Source organism: Rufibacter radiotolerans (genome assembly GCF_001078055.1).
Lineage (GTDB): Bacteria > Bacteroidota > Bacteroidia > Cytophagales > Hymenobacteraceae > Nibribacter > Nibribacter radiotolerans.
The window spans coordinates 2782988-2801337 of the sequence record NZ_CP010777.1; the positions used below are offsets into that span (position 1 = coordinate 2782988).

The window sequence follows — 18350 nt, forward strand, 5'->3', positions numbered from 1 at the left end:
ACGATCTTCCTTGTTAAGTTTCAACGTAAAATATAACTCTTAAACTAGCTACCTCTTTTTTGCGTCAACCATTTAACCAATTGTTATATCTTCTTTAACGGAGCTGAAAGAGGAGAGTTGCAAATTGCATTAATTCTTTTCTTAAAAATTTACCTCTTGCCTTTACAGGCGTACCTAAGCCGCTTTTCTACTCTCCACGGACAAAAACCAGACAATGAAGGGGTTGTATACTCAGGACACCAATTAGCACAATAGAAAGTATTTAGCTTCGTTTTGGGCTTTAGCCTACCTTTGCTTTGGGAATACGTACCAGACAAGGCGATTATCTCTTATTTGAATATGAAAAAATTTGTATTGGCTGGCGCCTTGGCGCTATTGAGTATAGTGGGCGTTCAGGCCCAGACCACCATTGGGATTAAGGGCGGCTTAAACGTGGCCACCGTGCGTATACCCGGTACCCATGTAGACCCCTTAGTGGGCTTTCATGCCGGGTTATTCGCCTCTACCCCCATCTCCAGCAAGTTTGCCCTGCAGCCCGAGATCCTTTACTCCAAGCAAGGCGTAGAGACCCGTGACTATATTGACCGTTACCATTACCTGAACATCCCGCTTATTTTCAAGGGCACCCTGACCGGCGGGCTCCATGCGCAGTTTGGTCCACAGTTTGGCATTTTACTGGCCGCCGACCGCCAGGAAGGCCGTTACTCCCAAGACATCACTGATAAGCTGAACCGGTATGACGGTGCCCTGGCCCTGGGGCTTGGGTATGACGTGGGCTCCTGGCAAGTTTCGGCGCGGTATAACGTGGGCTTGTCAGACACCAGAGATGAGCACATGAAGGGCGTCAATTATGCCAACAATGTTTTCCAGCTTTCTTTGGGGTATAAAATAAGGTAAGGCTTACTGCTTTCTTACATAAGTACCTGTCCCTCCTCCGCTCCTAGAAAAAGGCGCAGAAAAGGGACATTTTTTTGAGCCGCTCAGGCGGCCGCCAGCATTCCACCAAGATGGTTTGAGGGGTTACAAAGACTTACTGGAGGCTACCTGTGAAGAATAGGAAACCGAATGCCGGAGGTAGGTATCCTGATGAGAGCCCTCTTCCTGAAAAGGGGGCAATTGATTCAGACCCAGAATAGTGAAGATAGAAGTTCTGCTAAAGGCGAAGGGAAATTCTATCTTTTCCCAATTCCGCTGGGGCTCTAAAGCAGCGCTTTGGCGGTTAATAGCTTTGTCTGCCTGCGTAGGTTTCCCCAAAAGGAGAATCCCTAACATCAGGCCAAGCATAAGAGAAGATTGTAATACAGTGTAAATTTTTTCCACGCACTTGGGGGTTTAGTTCGTTAATTTACCTCTTACTAAAATTTGCTTAGATACTAAAGATAGAAATACTAACAACCATTAGCAAAAAAATAAATCAACATTTTACAGGAATAGTATAAACACCTACAAAATCTACTTTCCTGCCTATAACCCGTAACTATGTCTTCTTCAACTTCTTCCGCTAGCACAGTTTCCATACAACCCACTACCAACCCCACCCCCATCCAGGAACTGGCCTTTGCCACCTGGCACCCTACGTATTCGTCCATTCTGGCCAGGGAGCAGATTGAGTACATGCTGGAGCAACTCTACACCATTGACGCCCTTCAGCAGCAGATGCTGGAGGGCCAGACCTTCCTGTTGCTGTGTACAGATGATCAGCCTTCGGCATTTGCCGCCTACTCCTGCCTCAATGCAGAGGAGCAACGGTACAAACTTAACAAGCTGTACATTCACCCCCACTTCCAGGGGCGTGGGTACGGCCGGCTACTTCTTGAAGAAGTGACACAACGGGTAAAACAATCCGGCGGAAAAAAATTGGAGTTAAACGTGCACCGCGAAAACCCCGCAAAGGACTTTTATTTAAAACAGGGTTTTAAAATATTACAAAAAATTGATATTCCTTTTGGCCCTTTCACCTTGAATGACTACATTATGTGCTTAATTGTAACATCGCCTGAAAATAAAGCCGGGTAATAAAAGTAGGACTTGGGCGTGTACATAATTTTGCTATTTTTGTAAAATACTGCGGTTTACTAAACTACTTGTACATGCGTAAAGTTCTACTAATACTTGGTATTGTTCTTACATTTTCAGGTATGGGGTACAGCTGGGGTTTCTTTGGCCACAAGGTCATTCAGCAGCTTGCTATTTATGCCCTGCCCACCGCAATGCAATCTTTTTACCACCGGCATATGGCCACGCTGGTAGACAACTCGGTGCGGCCTGATGAGCGCCGCCAGACAGACCCCACCGAGGCTCCCCGCCATTTCATTGATATTGATGCCTTTGGCCCGCACGCCGTGCATGAAATGCCCCAGGCCTGGGTTCCGGCAACAGCCAAGTATAGCGCAGACACCCTCACCAAATATGGCGTAGTGCCGTGGTACGTGCTTAAGATGAAGGAAAACCTGACCAGGGCCTTCTACCGCAAAGACACCGACAGCATTCTCTATTATTCCGCAGATCTGGCCCATTATATACAAGATGCGCACGTGCCGTTGCACACCACCGTGAACCATGACGGTCACCTGACCGGGCAAGACGGTCTGCACAGCCTTTGGGAATCTAAACTGCCCGAGCAGCACCTGGCCAACTACAACCTGCGCCATGACAAAGCCCGCTATGTGGCCAACCCGGAGCAGGAAATCTGGAAAGTGATTAGAGCCTCGCACAAACTGGTGCCAGACCTGCTGGCCATTGAGAAAAAGGTAAGCAAAGACTTTACCCCTGACACAAAATTTATTGAAGTAACCCGCAACGGCCAGAAACGCCTCACCCATACAGACGCCTTCGCCACGGCCTACCACCAGGCGTTGGGCAACATGGTGCAGGACAGAATGCGCGAGGCGGCCACCCAAACGGCTTCTTTCTGGTACACCTGCTGGGTAGACGGCGGCAAGCCAGACCTGGACCAAATGCTGCTCACCCCGCGCACCAAGGAAGAGCAAAAGCAAATGAAGCAGGAGCAAATGGCCTGGAAAAAAGGAAACCTACAAGAAAAAGACCTCCTGCTCACCAGAATAAGGATCTCCCTTATGAACGTGGTGGACTGGGTAAAAGAGCCTTTTGCCTAAGCCGTAATTTCTCCTGTTTTTTCTCGCTATCATCTGGCTGCCTGCGGATAATCTGAGGTGAATCCTGTACTTTTGTCGTCCGCATTCTAAAAGACCAGACAGAACACATGCATATTGCAGTAGTAGGCAACATTGGTGCCGGCAAAACCACCCTGGCCACCAAGCTGGCCCAGCATTTTAAATGGGAAGTTTTTTTGGAGGCTGTAGATGACAACCCCTATCTCAAAGATTTCTATGAAGACATGCCTCGGTGGGCTTTTCACCTGCAGGTCTTCTTCCTGAACAGCCGGTTTAACCAGGTCCTTAAAATAAATGAGCGCACCGCCGGCGTAGTACAGGACCGCACCATTTATGAAGACGCCTACATCTTCGCCAAGAACCTGCACCAGTCGGGCATGATGAGTGACCGTGATTTCCAGAACTACTTCAATCTGTTCCAGTCCATGACCAACATGGTTAAGGCCCCAGACCTGCTGGTCTACCTGAAGGCAGATTTACCCAAGCTCATTGGCCAGATCCAGAAAAGAGGGCGGGACTACGAGGAGAACATCTCGCTTTCTTACCTTAAGAACCTGAACGAGCACTATGAGCAATGGATCTCGGGTTACCACCACGGCAAACTACTGGTGATTGACGTGAACAACATGGACTTTGTGCAGAACCCTGAGGACCTGGGGCTGATCATTGACCGGATCAACATTGAACTGTTCGGCTTGTTTTAGGCCTAACCTTTCCCTTGCAATAAAATTACGAAACCCGTTTTGGGCCCGTTTTCTTAAAAACGGGCCCAAAACGGGTTTCTCCTTTAGCGCCTTTCCTCTTTCTTTAACCCTGGGCAGGTGATTGAAAATAGGGCCACCCATCCTTCAGGAAAGCCAGCCCGAAACCTCCTCCGCAAAGTAGTTTATCCCTGGCCCGGGAATTCCGTATGCAAAGGAAAAACACGTTATGGATCTTCGTTCGTTTAAGACTTTGGGGGCCGCCACTCTGTTCCTGCTTCTGGGCAGCATGGCCTGTGAGCGCACCTCCCCTACTAACCAAAACCCAGAGAACCAACCCCGTACCCGGGCAGAGAAAGACCTGGCGGAATTCAGGGAATGGGTAGACGAGAAAACCAATAAGGCAGACAGCACTACTGCCCAAAATTGGCCCGAGGTAAAAGAGGAATTCAAGCAGCGCAGCGCCCAGCTGGAAGAACGGGCAGACAGCCTGTCTAAAGAATCAAAAGCCGAATACAAGGAACTGAGACGCCGGTTTGAGAACTGGGAAACCCGTAATCAGCAGCGAAGCCAGGTGCCGTTGCACCCAGAAACCCTAGCACGTTTTGAGCAGGAGCTGTTTGGGGCCGCCAATGCCCTGGAAAGCAACTGGACCGCCGCCCAGATGCGGGAGATCTACACCCAGTTTGTGCAGAACGTTCGCGCCCGCCGCGCCTCCTGGACCGCCTCTGACTGGGATTACGTAGATGAGATTTACCGGCAACTGAACCTTAAGAAAGACCAGGTGGAAGCCCAGATTCCGGGCAAAGACAAACTCAAGATAAAATCCTTACAGGCCGAGTACCTCACCCTGGAAACCGGCAAAGATGCCAAAGACCTTTTAAAGGAGTTTAAGAAGGACGGGGCCCAATAAAGCTTAGCCCGTTTTTTGGCTTAGGGAGGAACTGGACTCAAAAGAGTCTAGCCACTGCTCTGCCGTGCCCGCGTCATAGAACAGCCCCACTTTTATGGTATTGGCTAAGCGGCGTTCCAGGTCCTGGGCGGTAGCCAGGTCATGCAGATCACGGGGCAGCACAAAGGCGAAATACTGTAGGCCCGTTTCCAGCACCTGCGGCAACCATTCATACTGCAGCCAGTCATTGGCCTCTTCCCAGTCGCCGGTGACGTCTCTTTTGTCATTCAACAGTTTGGGGCAGCGCATCACCCGCTGCAGCGTCAGGTATTTCTCGGCCACTTCCACCACGTTTTCCGCAGAAATATGACCTTCCCACTTTATGTAGATGCAGTCATGCTCCTGCTGGTACTCCATGGAGACCTGGGAATGTGTATTGCTAATAACCCAATGCGTGGCCATACATGATACGTTAAATGAAAGAGCCCGGGAGAAACTTTGCCAGACCTCTAAAGGCCTAATCATAGGGTTACGCGCCCACAGGCCGAATGTTCCCTGCCTTCCCTGACTTTAACGCGCCGCGTCCTCAGATACCCAGCCGATGGTGCCATGCGCGTCTTTCACCAGCCAGTAACCTTCCTGCCTGGCCAACACCCGCACGGTGGTATCGGCGGGCAGGCTTTTACGGGAAGAGGCCTTTTCTGAGGAGGCGTCCAGCAGGTCGGCCGGCCTGGTCAGGCGAACGGCCTGCAGGGGCTTGTCTAAGGACTCTACCAAGGAAGCCGTCACGTAGCCTTGCTGGCCGTCTGGCAGCTGTACCCGGTACCAGGTGGCAGATCCGGCCAGTACCTGCAGTGGGGTGTGCAGCGGCAGCGTGAGCAGGCTGTTAGCCGAGGAGGCGGGAGACTCCCGAAGGGCCACATTAGACTTGGCCACCCGGGCCCAACTGCCCAGTTTTTTCTCATCTACTTTCAAGGCCGTGGGTTTGGTGCGGTCCTGGTATACAAAAGGGTACGGGTCTACGGCGCCCTCGCCGAATCGGTAGATACCAAAGTGCAGGTGCGGGGCCGTGGTGATGGCGTTGCCGGTGTTGCCCATCAGGCCCAGGACATCACCCACTGCCACGCGTTGCCCGGGCTGTACCAGTTGGCTGTCCAGGTGGGCGTAATACAAACTCTGCTGGCGCTTCAGGTCAGAGAGCCAGACCACTTTTCCGCCAATGGGCGTCACGTTCACCCGGGTCACTACTCCCTCTACCGCTGCCACCACGGGGGTAAGGCGGGCCGCGAAGATATCTACGCCTTCGTGCTTCCGGGCCCCGGCATCGCGCTCTGCGCCCCAGAAGCTCTGCACCGCCCTGCTGTCCTTGCCCTGCACCGGAAAGGCCAGCGTGGGCTGCGTTTCAATGGTGACAGTGTACTGGCCGCTGCGCAGGAGCTCGGGCTGCACCCGAAGCAAATGCGGCAGGTCTTCCTCTATCTCATAGTCCAGGCTTTGGGCCGTGGTATCGGCGTACGCCACCTGTTTGGGTTGGGCGGCGTTGTCTGGATTGGCTTCAAAAAGATCAATGAACACCTGCGGCACCTCTTGGCCCTGGGTCTGTACTTTTACCGCCACTTTCTGCCCGCGCTGCACCTTGAACTGGTAACTGGCCGCCATGGGTTTATTTGCCGGGAAATAGCCGGTCTCTTTGAAGGGGAGCGTTACGGGCACGGGTTTCTGCAGGGCTTGTTCCCCGGCCGCTACCCATTGCTGGCCTAAGGCCGTCTGGTCCAGTTTAGCGTCTTTGAGGCCGGCCCGGTATTTCTCATAAGGGCTCTGCTTTTTGAACACGGCCTTGAACGTATTCTTGGGGCTACACCCGGGCAGGGCCAAAAACAGCACCAGCCCTAGGGCCAGCAAAAGAGAGGAAAAGGCTCTATAAAAATTGGTGGAATGCATGCTACAGTTTCTTTCCATAATAAACCCGCCTGCCTTGAATAAAGTTTATCCAGGGCAGGCGGGTTATGTTGTACGCAAAAGAAACAGAAAAGGAATAACGGCCCTTTCCAACACTAGTGGTTATTCCTCTTCTATTCTGTAATGGGGGTGTTTGTATGCCTGGGCCGCCCCTTCTTCCATGACCTCATACTGGTCCAGCATGAGTTTGTCATTGCCCGAGTTGGTGCCTTTCACATACACGCCCTCAGGGGTTCTGTAAATAGCGTAATTATGTAGCCCAAAAGGGAATAGGTTGTTGCTGCGCAGCTCTTTGGCGAAGGTAAGGTCAAACTCCTGCCCGTCTGTGGTGGTGACCAGATATTTAGTGTGTTGTGACATAGGTGCAAATTGTAAGGATGAAGGTAGGCGGATAGGCGAAGAAAACCAAGAGGCAGCAAGCCGTACTAATCTAGTCCGCTGTAAAGAAAGAAACCCTAAAGGCAAAAGATAACAGGAAGCTCCTACTAAAGGATTCTGTTTTAAGCCTGATTTTCTGAAAACGGCCCCAAAACGAAGAAAGGAAGATTACTCTTCCTGGGTTACCGGGGCGGCTTCCATCACCACAATGGGGTCCCCCACCGAAACCGTACCGGTAGACAAGCCCAGCAGGTTCATCCCGAACATCACTTTGTTGCCTTGCTTGCGGTACTCAGATAGGGTTTTGAGCGGTTCCTGCCCGGCCTGGGCAGTGGTTTGGTCTATGGTGGTGACATTGCAGCGGCCGCAGGGCTTAGCGCCGTAGAACAGCACGTTGCCTATCTTAAAGGTCTTCCATTTTTCCTCGGCGTAGGGCAAGCCCCCCGTGAACACAAACGTAGGCCTGAACCGGTTCATAGGCACCGGCTCCGCCAGCCGGCTGTTCAAATCATTGAGAGACTCCTGCCCGATGATCAGGAAAGGGTACCCATCTGCAAAACTCACTTTCTCATTATGGCGGGCGTAGTTGGGGTCTACTAACCTAATGGAGTTCTCTGGCATGTACACCAGGCGGCAATTCATGCCCAGGGCTTCAGAGAACCAGGCATTGGCCTGGTTGCTCACAATGTAGGCAAAGCAAATATCTTCCCACACCGTTACCAAGGTAGAGCGGGTGCTGTCAGATTCATACGGCACCAGCAGCGGTTCCATTTCTTTGGCGGTGTGCCTTACCTCCAGCCCATCGGGGGTGAGACTTACCTTTAGTAGGGCCATCTCGGCAATCTTGCGCTGGGTCAGGAAAACGCCACTCTCGTCTATCAGCATCCACCGGCGGTCATATTGCAAACCCCTTTCCTCTACCTGAGCCGAAGTCAAAGAGATGCCGCCCAATGATTTTATAGGGTAAATGTAGATTTCACTAAGTACTAACGTTAACATAAATGCTTAAACTGAAGAGCGTGGCTTACCAAAGGTAGGAATGATTCTTAAAACGCGAAGCACCTGCAGAAGGATTTGCACTTTAATAATAAATTCATCAAAAAAAGCCTATTAAACCTAAAGTTCTTCTAACACTTCCACCTCTCCTGGGCTTCTACCCTTTTTTCTGCGTTCCTGGCAAACTCCTGCAAGAAGGGTATTTCCGGTATTTATTAGGCAAACCTTTCCCAAAGTGGCCTGTAAGGTCTTTAGCAAATTTCCGTTTTAAGCCCGTTTTTCTGGAAACAGGCTTAAACTAGAGGCCATAAACAACTCCGCCTAGCGGAAAATGAAAGAAGAAAGCAAGGACCTGAAGTCTGTTTTCAGGAACCGGCTTAAATTCAACTTTTCCTATACATACCCGATTAGCTAAGCCTGCTAACCACAACAGTCTCAATCGCTAAGCGCTAATTACTTTTAGCACAAACACTTACCTGAGAAAGGCAGAAAGACTCCAGATTACATACTTTAGAAAGGCCAGAAAGCAGGCAGCGGCAACTTTGCTAAAATTTTACGCAAACACTTGGCGCCAATGGTAAAAACCGTAATTTTAGGAGACTGAAATTTAAGAGGAGCGCACGGAATGGGGACATATTTTCAGAGTTTTCGCGAAGAGATATCGCTAACGGTTAGCACTAACCGTCCGCTTACGCTCTATGAGTTTAACCGGAGGCTGCGCGAGGAAATTGAGAATGCTCTGCCCCACCGCTACTGGATCATTGCCGAGATCTCTGAGGCCCGGGTGCACCACCAAAGTGGCCACTGCTACCTCACCCTCACCGACAAAGAACCCGGCGCCAAAAGCACCCTCACCGCCCAGGCCCGCGGCACCATCTGGAAACGCCAGTACACGGAGATTGCCCAGTATTTTGAGGCGCAGACCGGCCACCCTTTAAGAGCAGGGCTAAAGATCCTGTTCAATGCCAGCCCCAGGTTCCATGAGCTGTACGGCTTCAGCCTGGACATTCATGACATTGACCCTACGTATACCTTAGGCGATCTGGCCCGGCAACGGCAGGAAACCATTACGCGCTTGGAGACCGAAGGCCTCCTGAACCTCAACCAAAAGCAGACCCTGCCCCTGGTACCGCAACGGCTGGCTGTGATCTCATCGCCTACCGCCGCCGGCTACCAGGATTTTGTGGCCCAGCTGGCGCACAACCCCTTCGGCTACGCCTTCGCCCTCACCCTTTTTGAGGCCAGCGTGCAAGGTGCGGAAGCGGTTTCGTCTATCAAGGCGGCTTTATCCAGAGTAACCCTGCAGCGCCAGGCCTTTGACGCGGTCATTATCATCAGGGGCGGAGGCTCCCAGACCGATCTGCTGTGCTTTGACCATTATGACCTGGCTTCGGCGGTGGCCCAGATGCCCTTGCCCGTGCTTACCGGTATTGGCCATGAGCGCGATGAATCTGTGACCGACCTGGTGGCCCATACGCCCCTAAAAACGCCTACCGCCGTAGCCGCCTTTTTGGTAGACCGACTGAACGAGTTTGAATCTAACATGGAAGCGGTATTTCTGGAGATAAAGGATGCCGCTACTACGCTGGCCATGGCTCAGGAACGGCGCATTGCCCTGCTGGCGGCCCAGGTGCAGCAACGTACCAACCATTTCCTGCTCACCCGCCAGCACCAACTGGAGTGCCAGACCCGCACCCTGTCAGACAAGCCCCAGAAATACCTTACCCAGGAGCAACGGCATGTCATGTGCGAGGAGCTACGGTTGACCCACGCCGTGCAGCAGGTTCTTCGGGCCAAGGAGTCAAGACAGCAGCAGTTCTCCCAGCACCTGGAAAGCAGTAGCCTGAAAAAAATGGAGACCGGCCAGCGCAAAGTCACGCACGTGGAGCATTGTCTGCAGATGGTGGCCAAGCAACGCATTCAGAAAGCGCAGTTGTTGTTCCAGAAAAACCAGCAACGCCTGCTCTACGGCAGTAAAGACCACCTTCAGATCAAAGCCCACCAACTGCAACTGGTAGAGATGGACGTGCGGTCCCATGACCCCGAAATCATGCTCATGCGCGGCTACACACTCACCTACGTCAACGGGAAACTTTTGAGATCCCTGGACCAGGTGAAACCCGGCGACCAGCTTAAGACCCGTCTGCTTGCCGGCAGCGTGCACAGCAAAGTAACCAAAACCGAACAACCAGACCTTTTTGAATAAGCGCCCGGAACCCAAACTCCAGGCATTTTATAACCATTAAAACCAACCCAGCCATGACCCCTAATTTAACCTATAAGCAAGCCACCCAGGAACTGGAAACCATACTCAAAGCCATTGAGAACGATGATGTGGACGTAGACGAGCTTACCCAGAAAGTGCAGCGCTCCTCTGAGCTCATCAAACTCTGCAAACAGAAACTCCGCACCGCCGAAGACGCCATCAACCAGGTGTTCCAGGACATTAACTGCGAGGACCCCAAAGCGGAGTAAACTCTGTTTTGAGCCCCATTTGGCTAAAACGGCCATAAAACAGAAGGCCGCCTCTGAATTTCAGGGGCGGCCTTCTGTTTTAGGTGGGATTTTTTCTATTTATGGATAATAGGGTCAGGCTTCCCGTCTGGGTCGCCAATCACAGTACCACTGGTGGTAGGCCGTCCGCCAGTCAGTAGCATGACGCCGGCCGCGTGCGGCGTGGCCATGGAGGTTCCGCTGATGGTGTTGTAGGCGCCGTCTTTCCAGGTAGATTTTATGCTTACGCCTGGGGCGCAGTAGTCAACCGGCGGGTTACCATAGTTGGAGAAAGAAGCCCAGTTATCTGTGTTGTTCATGGCCGAGATGGTATATACGTTCACCCCGTTGGCCCGGGCCGGAGAATGGTTGTTGGCATTATCGGTTTCATTGCCGGCAGCCAGGCAGAAAATAATTCCTCCTTTCGCTGCATTGATCACGGCATTGTCAAGGGTTGTGGACACTCCGCCCCCCAGGCTCATGTTAGCCACGTCGCCGGCTTTCCCGCTGGCAGCCACATAATCAATACCAGCCACTACGCCAGAAGTAGAGCCGCTTCCGCGGGAGTTCAGCACTTTTACGGCCACCACGGTAGCATTGAAAGCAACTCCCACTACGCCAATGGTGTTATTTTTAGCGGCAATGGTACCCGCCACGTGGGAGCCGTGCCCGTTTCCGTCGTCCGGCGTTTCCGCATCTGGGCCGCTGGTGATAAAGGTACGGCTGCGCGCAGAATTCACGTTTAAGTCTGGGTGGTCCAGGTCAATTCCCGTGTCAATAACCCAAGCGGTTTTGCCGGTGGCATCTCCGTAACCTACCCGGCTTATCCCGTAGGGAATTACCTGGGCAGGCTGGGTAGTGCCTCCTCCCCCGGGTTTGCCCAGGCTTATGATTTTATCTGGCTCCACGTAGGCTACGCGGCCATCTTTGCGTAGTTTTTCCACCTCGTCCTCAGACAAGCTTACCGCGAAACCCTGCACAGCTTTCCCGTAGGCATGCTCCAGGGCGTTTGGGTTAAGTCCCCGTTCCCGCAGCATCTGCTGGCCAAAAGCACGAACCTGCCGTACCCTTTCTGAATAAGAAGCGTTTTCTGGCACTCGTGGACCACCTTCTTTCTTCAATACCACTATGTACTGACCAGCAATGATTTCTCCAACGTTAGATTGGCCCACTACTTCCTCGGGCTGCGCGGCGTCTTCTACCTTTTCGCAGCTCTGGAAAACACAAGAGGAAGCGATTACCGCTGCTCCCAATAACAACTTAGACGGGGTTACTTGTAGGTACTTGTAAAACATAACAGTCTGTTGGTTTAGAGATGAAAGGAAAGAATACAAATGATACTAAATGTAATCCAATATAGAGGATTCTTTTTAGCATCACAAGAGCATGTCTATGAATCTTTCTATTATTTTATTCGTATAATTCTATCTAATATAGAATATTCATATATTTATGGAAGCGCAATCTTTTTCTACCAACCCTGAAAAATTTTGAGATAACGGAAAGGCATAAGGCCATGTACTTGCGATTACAGCAGGCATCTTCTAGGTTTACCCTTCGTTCATTTCATTGGTTTTGTATGTCATTACGCGCTTTTTCCCCCACTGCTCCTGCCAGACTTTTCCTTATTGCGAGCATGGCCGCAGCGCTGGTCAGTTGCCAAAGCAAGCAGTCTGCGCCACCCGTTGAGCAGCAACCGGCGGGCCCACCCGTGCCTGCGCTCCTCACCCAACAAACTGCCCCAGACACCCTGGCCGCCTATGCGCAGGCGCACCCCAATGACACGCTGGTGTTGCTTAGCACGCCCAAAGGCGATATCAAGATCAAGTTATACAAAGACACGCCCCTGCACCGGGCCAACTTTGTGCGGCTGGCTTCTTACGGTTTCTTTGACCAGACGGTATTCTTTAGAGTAGAGAAGGACTTTATGATCCAGGGCGGGCGGTCAGAGTCCCAGACGGTCAAGATTGGCACCTACCGCATTCCGGCGGAGATACGGCCGCATTACTTCCATAAGCGCGGGGCCGTGGGCATGGCGCGCTACGGCGATGCGGAAAACCCGGAACGGATGTCTTCTAACCGCGACTTCTATATTGTGCAAGGCCACCCCCTCCCCGACTATGAGCTGCAGGCCAACATTAAAGAATTCAAGCTAAACCTAACCCCGGCGCAAAAACAAGTGTACCGTACCCAGGGCGGCGCCCCCAACCTGGACCAGACCTTTACTATCTTCGGAGAGGTGATAGAAGGCATGGCCGTTGTGGACAGCATTGCGGCCGTACCGGTTGATGACCAGAAATGGCCTCTTAAGGATATTGGCATGAAGGTAAGGGTGGTCAGGTAGTCGTTTCAGATTCAACTATTCTTACTTCTTGCCTTTAAGCAGATAGCCAATTAACACTTCCCGCCGTTGTTGGTGTTCTCACCAACGACCTCTACTGGTGGTCTATCTTCTTTTAGTTCTTACTGCTTAACCATTCCCTCTCAACTCCTTTCTTCCCTTCGCCCGGCTGGCGTCTGTCACTTTTCTCCTTGATGAGAAAAGTAACCAAAAGAATCAAGAAGCCCCGAACTCGCTGCCGCTCAGACAGGCGGGGCTTCCACGCGGTACCACCGGGCAACCGTCCTCTACTGCGTAGGGAGCTTACGCCATTACTGTTTGTTACGCCGTTGCTTGCCCCTGCCCATGCTTCGGGCTACGCGCGGCGGCCCCCCGCAAGGTCCAAGGCAGGTGAGTGGTTTGATGGTGGTGACGTTGCAAGGCCTTTATCGCCCGGCGGGCAGAGGGAAGGGGCAGCCCTAATATGGTAGCAAACGTGACAGGGCAACCACAAGGGATTGCCCCTACCTAATGGGAACACTGATTTTGGTGTATATTCTTTCCCTCCCTCAGAGGTAAAAACAAAAAACGCACCCCAATATTGAGGTGCGTTTTTGGCATGTTTTGGGTAAAACGGGCTGAAAACAGGTTTTACCAGATGTGCACACGCTCAGCGTCTGGGCGGTACATCTTATTGCCCGGGCCACAGCCGAAGGCTTTGTAGAATTGCGGCATGTTAGACAGCGGTCCGTTAATCCGGAAGGCGGCCGGAGAGTGCGGGTCGGTGAGGACTTGCTGGCGCAGGGCATCGTCGGTGGAGTTGTTCCGCCAGATCTGGGCCCAGGCCAGGAAGAAGCGCTGCTCAGGCGTGAAGCCGTCAAACTTGCCCACGTTCTTGTTGGCAATGGCTTTCTGCAGGGCACTGAAGGCAATGTTCAAGCCCCCAATATCGGCTATATTCTCACCCATGGTCAATTTGCCGTTCACGAACACGCTGTCCAGAGGCTGGAAGGCGCTGTACTGGCGGTCTACCATATCGGTGCGCTGTTTGAATTTGGCTTTGTCTTCGGCGGTCCACCAGTCACGCAGGTTCCCGGTTGGGTCATACTGGCTGCCCTGGTCGTCAAACCCGTGGGTCAGTTCATGGCCAATCACGGCGCCCATACCCCCGTAGTTCACGGCATCATCGGCTTTGGGGTCAAAGAACGGAGGCTGCAGAATACCGGCCGGGAACACGATCTCGTTCATGGTAGGGCTGTAGTAGGCGTTTACCGTGGGTGGCGTCATGCCCCATTCGGTGCGATCTACGGGCTGGCCCAGCTTAGCCACGTTCTTGTTGTAGTTCCATTGGGCGGCGTCCAGCATGTTTTTCACATACGAGTCGCGGGAAATGGTCAGGCCTGTATAGTCTTTCCATTTGTCTGGGTAGCCAATCTTCACGGCAAAGGCATTGAGCTTGGCCATGGCCTGCTTCTTGGTGTCTTCGCTCATCCAGTCCAGGTTTTTCACGTGCTCCTGGAAGGCGGCGCGCAGGTTGTTCACCATCTCCAGTGCTTTGGCCTTGGCTTCCGGCGTAAAGGTTTTCTTCACGTATTCCTGGCCCAGGGCTTCGCCGATGGTGCCGTCGGTAGTGCCCAGCACCCGCTTCCAGCGCGGCTGCATTTCCTTGGTACCGTTCAAAAACTTGCTGTAGAAATTAAAGTTCTCCTGCACAAACGGCTGCGACAGATACGGGGCGGTGCCGCGCACCAGGTGCCAGCGCAGGTAGGTTTTCCAGTCTGACACCGGCACGGTGGCCAGCATGCGGTTAGCTTCCTTGAAGAACTCCGGCTGACCTACAATGATCTCTTTAGCGGCCTGGGCTTTCATGTTGCTTAAAAGCGAAGTCCAGTTGAAGTTGGGCGCCAGTTTCTGCACCTCGGCCACGGTCATTTTATTGTAGGTGGCGTAGGGATCACGCTGCTGCACGCGGGTCATAGAGGCGTTGGCCAGACGGGTTTCCATCTCCACTACTTTGGCGGCGTTCTGTTTGGCCTTAGCCTCAGAATCACCCATGAGCTGAAACATGCGCGCCACGTGGTTCTGGTACTCGGCCTTCACGCTCTTGGAGCGGGCATCGGTTTTCAGGTAGTAGTCACGGTCTGGCAGGCCCAAGCCTCCCTGCCGGATGTTGGCGATATGCTGGGTGCTGTTCTTGCGGTCCTGGCTCACTCCAAACCCGAACAAGGCACCGCTGCCCATCTGCTTCTGGCGGGCCAGGGTCTGCAGCAGGGTGTTGCGGTCTTTGATGGCGTTGATGCGGTCCAACTCCGGTTTAAGCGGTGAAAGGCCCGCTTTCTCAATGGCCATAGAGTCCATGCCGGCGGCGTAGAAATCACCTACCATTTGGGCGGTAGAGCCTTTGGCGGCGGTTGTCTGGGCCATAGCCGCGTTCACCACCGCGCGCAGGGCGGCGTTGTTGTTGTCGCGCAATTCATTGAAACTGCCCCAGCGGCTCTCGGCGGCCGGAACCGGGTTGTTTTTCAACCATCCGCCATTGGCGAACTGGTTAAAGTCTTCACACGGTGAAACGCTGCGGTTCAAGTTGTCCATGTTCAGCCCTACCCCGGCAACCAAGGTCTCAGACTGGCTGACGGCCGGCGTCTCTGTGGTGGTGGCCACCTGGGGAGCTGCGGCAGGTTTAGAACAACCTGCTACCACTACCCCGCTCAGGGCGGAGGCCAGCCAAAGTATTTGGGTTTTGTTCATAGTATGTTTTAGTTAAAAAGTAAGTTCAGCACCCATTCTCTTTAATGGGCTTAGCAAACAATAACTCAAAATAGAGAAACTACCACCAAAAAGCAAACACACGTTTGTTTCAGGCAACTAGAGAGGTTTCTTTGAGAAGGCACGCTACCTGTTTTAGGCCTGTTTTACCAAAAACGGCCTTAAAACGGAGACTTATCCGTTTCACGCCACTCATAGAAGGTGGCAAAGGACTTGGGCACCAGGGGCTGCTGAATGTAGCGGGCATACACGCGCGTAAAGCAGGCCCCGTAAAAAAAGATCATGGCCGAGTAAAAGATAAACAGCAGCAGCACCACAATGGCGCCGGAGGTGGCATACAAAGAACCAAGTCCGCTATTGACCAGGAAATGAGCCAACAAAATCTTACCAATTAAAAACAGTAGGGCCGTGACGCCGGCCCCTACCCAGATGGCCCGCTGCGGCATGTGCCCAAAAGGCAGAAACCGGAAGATGATAGCAAACCAGGTGGTTTCCACGGCTATGCCCAGAATGCGGTGCATTACTTCCAGGAGCAGGTACTTTACGTTCTGGTTGTAAAACACATAATGCTCATTGATAAAGGCCTGCGAGGCGTCAATCAGTAAAAAGGCAAGAAAAAGGATACCGCTGGTAAAGATGATGGCCAGCGCCCTGAACCGGTTGCGCAGGGCGCGTTTTAGGTGCTGCTCGCCTTTCAGGCCAATGTTCCATAGCTGGTTCACGGAATTCTGGATAACGGTAAAGAGCGTGGTGGCCACAAACGTAAGGAAAAGGAAAGACAGGGCCGCGGCCCAGCCGTTGCCTTGCAGGTCCAGGAAATTGGTCAGGATGAGTTCAATCTGGCCCGCCGCGTTCTCCCCCACCAGGGCCGCCAGTTTGTCAAAAAGCTCGCCGGTGATCAGGGCATCTGAGAACAGCGTGCCCAGCAGGGAGATGACCAGAATCAAGATAGGCGGCAGCGCAAACAAAGTAAAAAACGCCGCCGAGGAGGCCAGCCGCAGAGGGTCATTCTGCTTGAACAGCAAAAAGGCTTCCTTGAACAGCCGCAGCACCGGCTGCAGGTAAGAGATGAGTTGGGAGGGCATAAAAGCGAGCATCTCGCCCCATTACGTAAAAACCAGACTTTGGGCTGAAGAATATTACAAGTGCCGCACCATCAGTTTGAGCTGTAGCCGTACAATGTCGCCCATAGTGGTACAGGCCATGAATTCTTGGTTGTTGTGGTGGGCCGCCAGTTCCTTGCTTAATTGCGTGATCTTTTCAGGGGTAGAGATGGTGTCTTTGCGCATGCAGTCAATGAGGTCTTTGAGCCGGTGGCGGGCAGCCCCAATGCGCCTGATGAGCAGGGTGCGCTCCTCGTTCTGGTACTGCTTCATGGTCTCGGGGTGCAGCCACTTGGTGCAGAGTTCCACAATGGCGTTGTTGTCTTTGAAGAATTGCGGCAGGTACATGCTCTTGCGCCCTTCGTAGGCTTCCTGGTCAAAGTCAATGGGCCTGACCCGGTACTGTTCCTCCTCAAAATCTGGGGTAACCACCACCACATAGTTATAAGACCGCATATCGCCTAGCAGCAGCGCAAAGCAGCGTTCATTGAACTTCACAAACTCCTTGGCCAGACGCACCTTATTCAGCTCGGGCCTGCCCAGGTATTCTCTGATAAACTGATCACCAGGTATACCCGCAATGTGCTCCTCAATCAAAGAACCGTCATGCAACAGGTAATTGATGCGGTTAGGAGACAGCACGTGCTCCAGTTCCAGGCCGTACAGCCGGGAGGCATCGGCGCGTTTAAAGTAGAAATAGTCGTAATTGTCATTGAGCAGGTTTACTACCCGTATTCTGAACGGGTGCGAATTCCCGAAGGTGCAGTAGTCTACCCGCTGCACGGACAGCTGCTCCATGAGACTCTCGTTGCCGTTAGACTTGAGCTGCACGTAAATACGGGTGAGCCCCTCATAGATCTCGCGCATCTGGCTGGGGTCATAGATTACCGTTTGCCAGAGCGTATCCTTTCCCCAGCGGTCATACAGCGGGTAGGCGTCTGTAAAATGCAGCAGCTCCTGGTAAGAGAGCGGCAAAGAAACATCACGGTAGTATTCGCGCAGGTACTTGCCCAGCGGAGCACTTACCGGGTAAAACTTCTTCTTTTTGGAGATATTGTTAGGATCTGGGGTCTGGGCCATGCTACAGAAGTTCTTTGGCCGGGTCCCAGAAACGATTCTCAAAATCCACCACCTTGTCGTCTTTCACCGTGATGCCTTCCTTCTCCAGGTGGGCCTGCATGGCGTCATAAGATTCAAAGTGCTGCTTGCCAGTCAGCAGGCCGTTGCGGTTAACCACCCTATAAGCCGGAATGCCGTGCTGGGAATGGGAGGCAATGAGCGCCCAACCCACCATGCGGGCCGAACCCTTGGCGCCCAGGTAAGAAGCAATAGCCCCGTAAGAGGTGACCCGCCCCGGCGGAATCAGTTTCACCACCTCATAGACATCCTGAAAAAAATTGGTCTTTTTATCTGGAGAATCTGTTTTAGGCATAACTCTTGTGGCAAAGTGTAATTAATTAATTGTAGAAACGACCAATAACTTTTTTTACCGCTGGCCGCTTTAAACCTTCAGGCTTCCTTTGGGTCTATTTATATAAAACTAGCCAAAAAACGCGAATTATCTGCCGTTGGTTGGCAATTGAACAGATTCACATGGGCCTGGCCTGC

17 protein-coding genes are annotated in these 18350 nt (G+C 52.6%); 8 read left to right on the plus strand and 9 right to left on the minus strand.

Translation table 11 applies throughout. The features are described from left to right. Nucleotides 1–339: 339 nt before the first annotated feature. The 5 genes from TH63_RS11565 (at nucleotide 340) to TH63_RS11590 (ending at nucleotide 4748) form a co-directional block, all read left to right on the plus strand. On the plus strand, nucleotides 340–897 hold the full coding sequence (locus TH63_RS11565) for a porin family protein (RefSeq protein ID WP_156180561.1): 558 nt from the start codon (nucleotides 340–342) through the stop codon (nucleotides 895–897). Nucleotides 898–1479: 582 nt separating this feature from the next. Continuing rightward, nucleotides 1480–2016 (plus strand): GNAT family N-acetyltransferase, encoded by a 537-nt coding sequence (locus tag TH63_RS11575; protein WP_048921079.1) that lies wholly within the window; start codon nucleotides 1480–1482, stop codon nucleotides 2014–2016. Between the two features lie 122 nt (nucleotides 2017–2138). Next, nucleotides 2139–3116: a zinc dependent phospholipase C family protein gene (locus tag TH63_RS11580; protein ID WP_048921080.1), complete on the plus strand. Its 978-nt coding sequence runs from the start codon at nucleotides 2139–2141 to the stop codon at nucleotides 3114–3116. Nucleotides 3117–3223: 107 nt separating this feature from the next. After that, a complete protein-coding gene (locus tag TH63_RS11585) occupies nucleotides 3224–3838 on the plus strand; it encodes a deoxynucleoside kinase (protein WP_048921081.1) in 615 nt (204 codons plus the stop codon). Nucleotides 3839–4064: 226 nt separating this feature from the next. Next, nucleotides 4065–4748 carry a hypothetical protein gene (locus TH63_RS11590; RefSeq protein WP_076606473.1) on the plus strand — a complete coding sequence of 228 codons (684 nt, stop codon included), beginning with the start codon at nucleotides 4065–4067 and terminating at the stop codon, nucleotides 4746–4748. Between the two features lie 3 nt (nucleotides 4749–4751). On the opposite strand, the gene TH63_RS11595 is transcribed toward TH63_RS11590, so the two are convergent. From TH63_RS11595 to TH63_RS11610, 4 genes are all read right to left on the minus strand, one after another. Further along, nucleotides 4752–5189, minus strand: a complete 438-nt coding sequence (locus TH63_RS11595) for a hypothetical protein (protein WP_048921083.1) — start codon at nucleotides 5187–5189, stop codon at nucleotides 4752–4754. Nucleotides 5190–5297: 108 nt separating this feature from the next. Next, nucleotides 5298–6668 (minus strand): M23 family metallopeptidase, encoded by a 1371-nt coding sequence (locus tag TH63_RS11600; RefSeq protein ID WP_076606647.1) that lies wholly within the window; start codon nucleotides 6666–6668, stop codon nucleotides 5298–5300. A gap of 120 nt (nucleotides 6669–6788) precedes the next feature. Beyond that, on the minus strand, nucleotides 6789–7046 hold the full coding sequence (locus TH63_RS11605; protein WP_048921084.1) for a hypothetical protein: 258 nt from the start codon (nucleotides 7044–7046) through the stop codon (nucleotides 6789–6791). A 186-nt stretch (nucleotides 7047–7232) separates the two neighbouring features. After that, nucleotides 7233–8063 carry an MOSC domain-containing protein gene (locus TH63_RS11610; RefSeq protein WP_048921085.1) on the minus strand — a complete coding sequence of 277 codons (831 nt, stop codon included), beginning with the start codon at nucleotides 8061–8063 and terminating at the stop codon, nucleotides 7233–7235. Between the two features lie 622 nt (nucleotides 8064–8685). On the opposite strand from TH63_RS11610, the gene xseA reads away from it, so the two are divergent. Together xseA and xseB are read left to right on the plus strand one after the other, a co-directional pair. Continuing rightward, nucleotides 8686–10266, plus strand: a complete 1581-nt coding sequence (xseA, locus tag TH63_RS19830; protein ID WP_053093792.1) for an exodeoxyribonuclease VII large subunit — start codon at nucleotides 8686–8688, stop codon at nucleotides 10264–10266. Between the two features lie 53 nt (nucleotides 10267–10319). Next, nucleotides 10320–10535 carry an exodeoxyribonuclease VII small subunit gene (gene xseB, locus TH63_RS11620; protein WP_048921086.1) on the plus strand — a complete coding sequence of 72 codons (216 nt, stop codon included), beginning with the start codon at nucleotides 10320–10322 and terminating at the stop codon, nucleotides 10533–10535. 95 nt (nucleotides 10536–10630) lie between these two features. On the opposite strand, the gene TH63_RS11625 is transcribed toward xseB, so the two are convergent. Further along, entirely contained in the window at nucleotides 10631–11848 is a 1218-nt protein-coding gene (locus TH63_RS11625) for a S8 family peptidase (RefSeq protein WP_048921087.1), read from the minus strand. Nucleotides 11849–12132: 284 nt separating this feature from the next. Here TH63_RS11625 and TH63_RS11630 point away from each other — a divergent pair, with 284 nt between their 5' ends. Continuing rightward, nucleotides 12133–12897 (plus strand): peptidylprolyl isomerase, encoded by a 765-nt coding sequence (locus tag TH63_RS11630; protein ID WP_197088549.1) that lies wholly within the window; start codon nucleotides 12133–12135, stop codon nucleotides 12895–12897. Nucleotides 12898–13524: 627 nt separating this feature from the next. Here the strand turns inward: TH63_RS11630 and TH63_RS11635 are convergent. The 4 genes from TH63_RS11635 to TH63_RS11650 all read right to left on the minus strand — a co-directional run bounded on the left by TH63_RS11635 (nucleotide 13525) and on the right by TH63_RS11650 (nucleotide 18174). Continuing rightward, the gene (locus TH63_RS11635) at nucleotides 13525–15621 is read right to left on the minus strand and encodes a M13 family metallopeptidase (RefSeq protein ID WP_053093794.1); all 2097 of its coding nucleotides are present in this window, start codon (nucleotides 15619–15621) and stop codon (nucleotides 13525–13527) included. Nucleotides 15622–15800: 179 nt separating this feature from the next. Then, nucleotides 15801–16724, minus strand: coding sequence for a YihY/virulence factor BrkB family protein (locus TH63_RS11640; protein WP_048921088.1), 924 nt, complete (start codon nucleotides 16722–16724; stop codon nucleotides 15801–15803). A gap of 54 nt (nucleotides 16725–16778) precedes the next feature. Further along, entirely contained in the window at nucleotides 16779–17822 is a 1044-nt protein-coding gene (locus TH63_RS11645) for a hypothetical protein (protein ID WP_048921089.1), read from the minus strand. Nucleotide 17823: 1 nt separating this feature from the next. Then, the gene (locus TH63_RS11650) at nucleotides 17824–18174 is read right to left on the minus strand and encodes an MGMT family protein (RefSeq protein WP_048921090.1); all 351 of its coding nucleotides are present in this window, start codon (nucleotides 18172–18174) and stop codon (nucleotides 17824–17826) included. Nucleotides 18175–18350 lie beyond the last annotated feature (176 nt).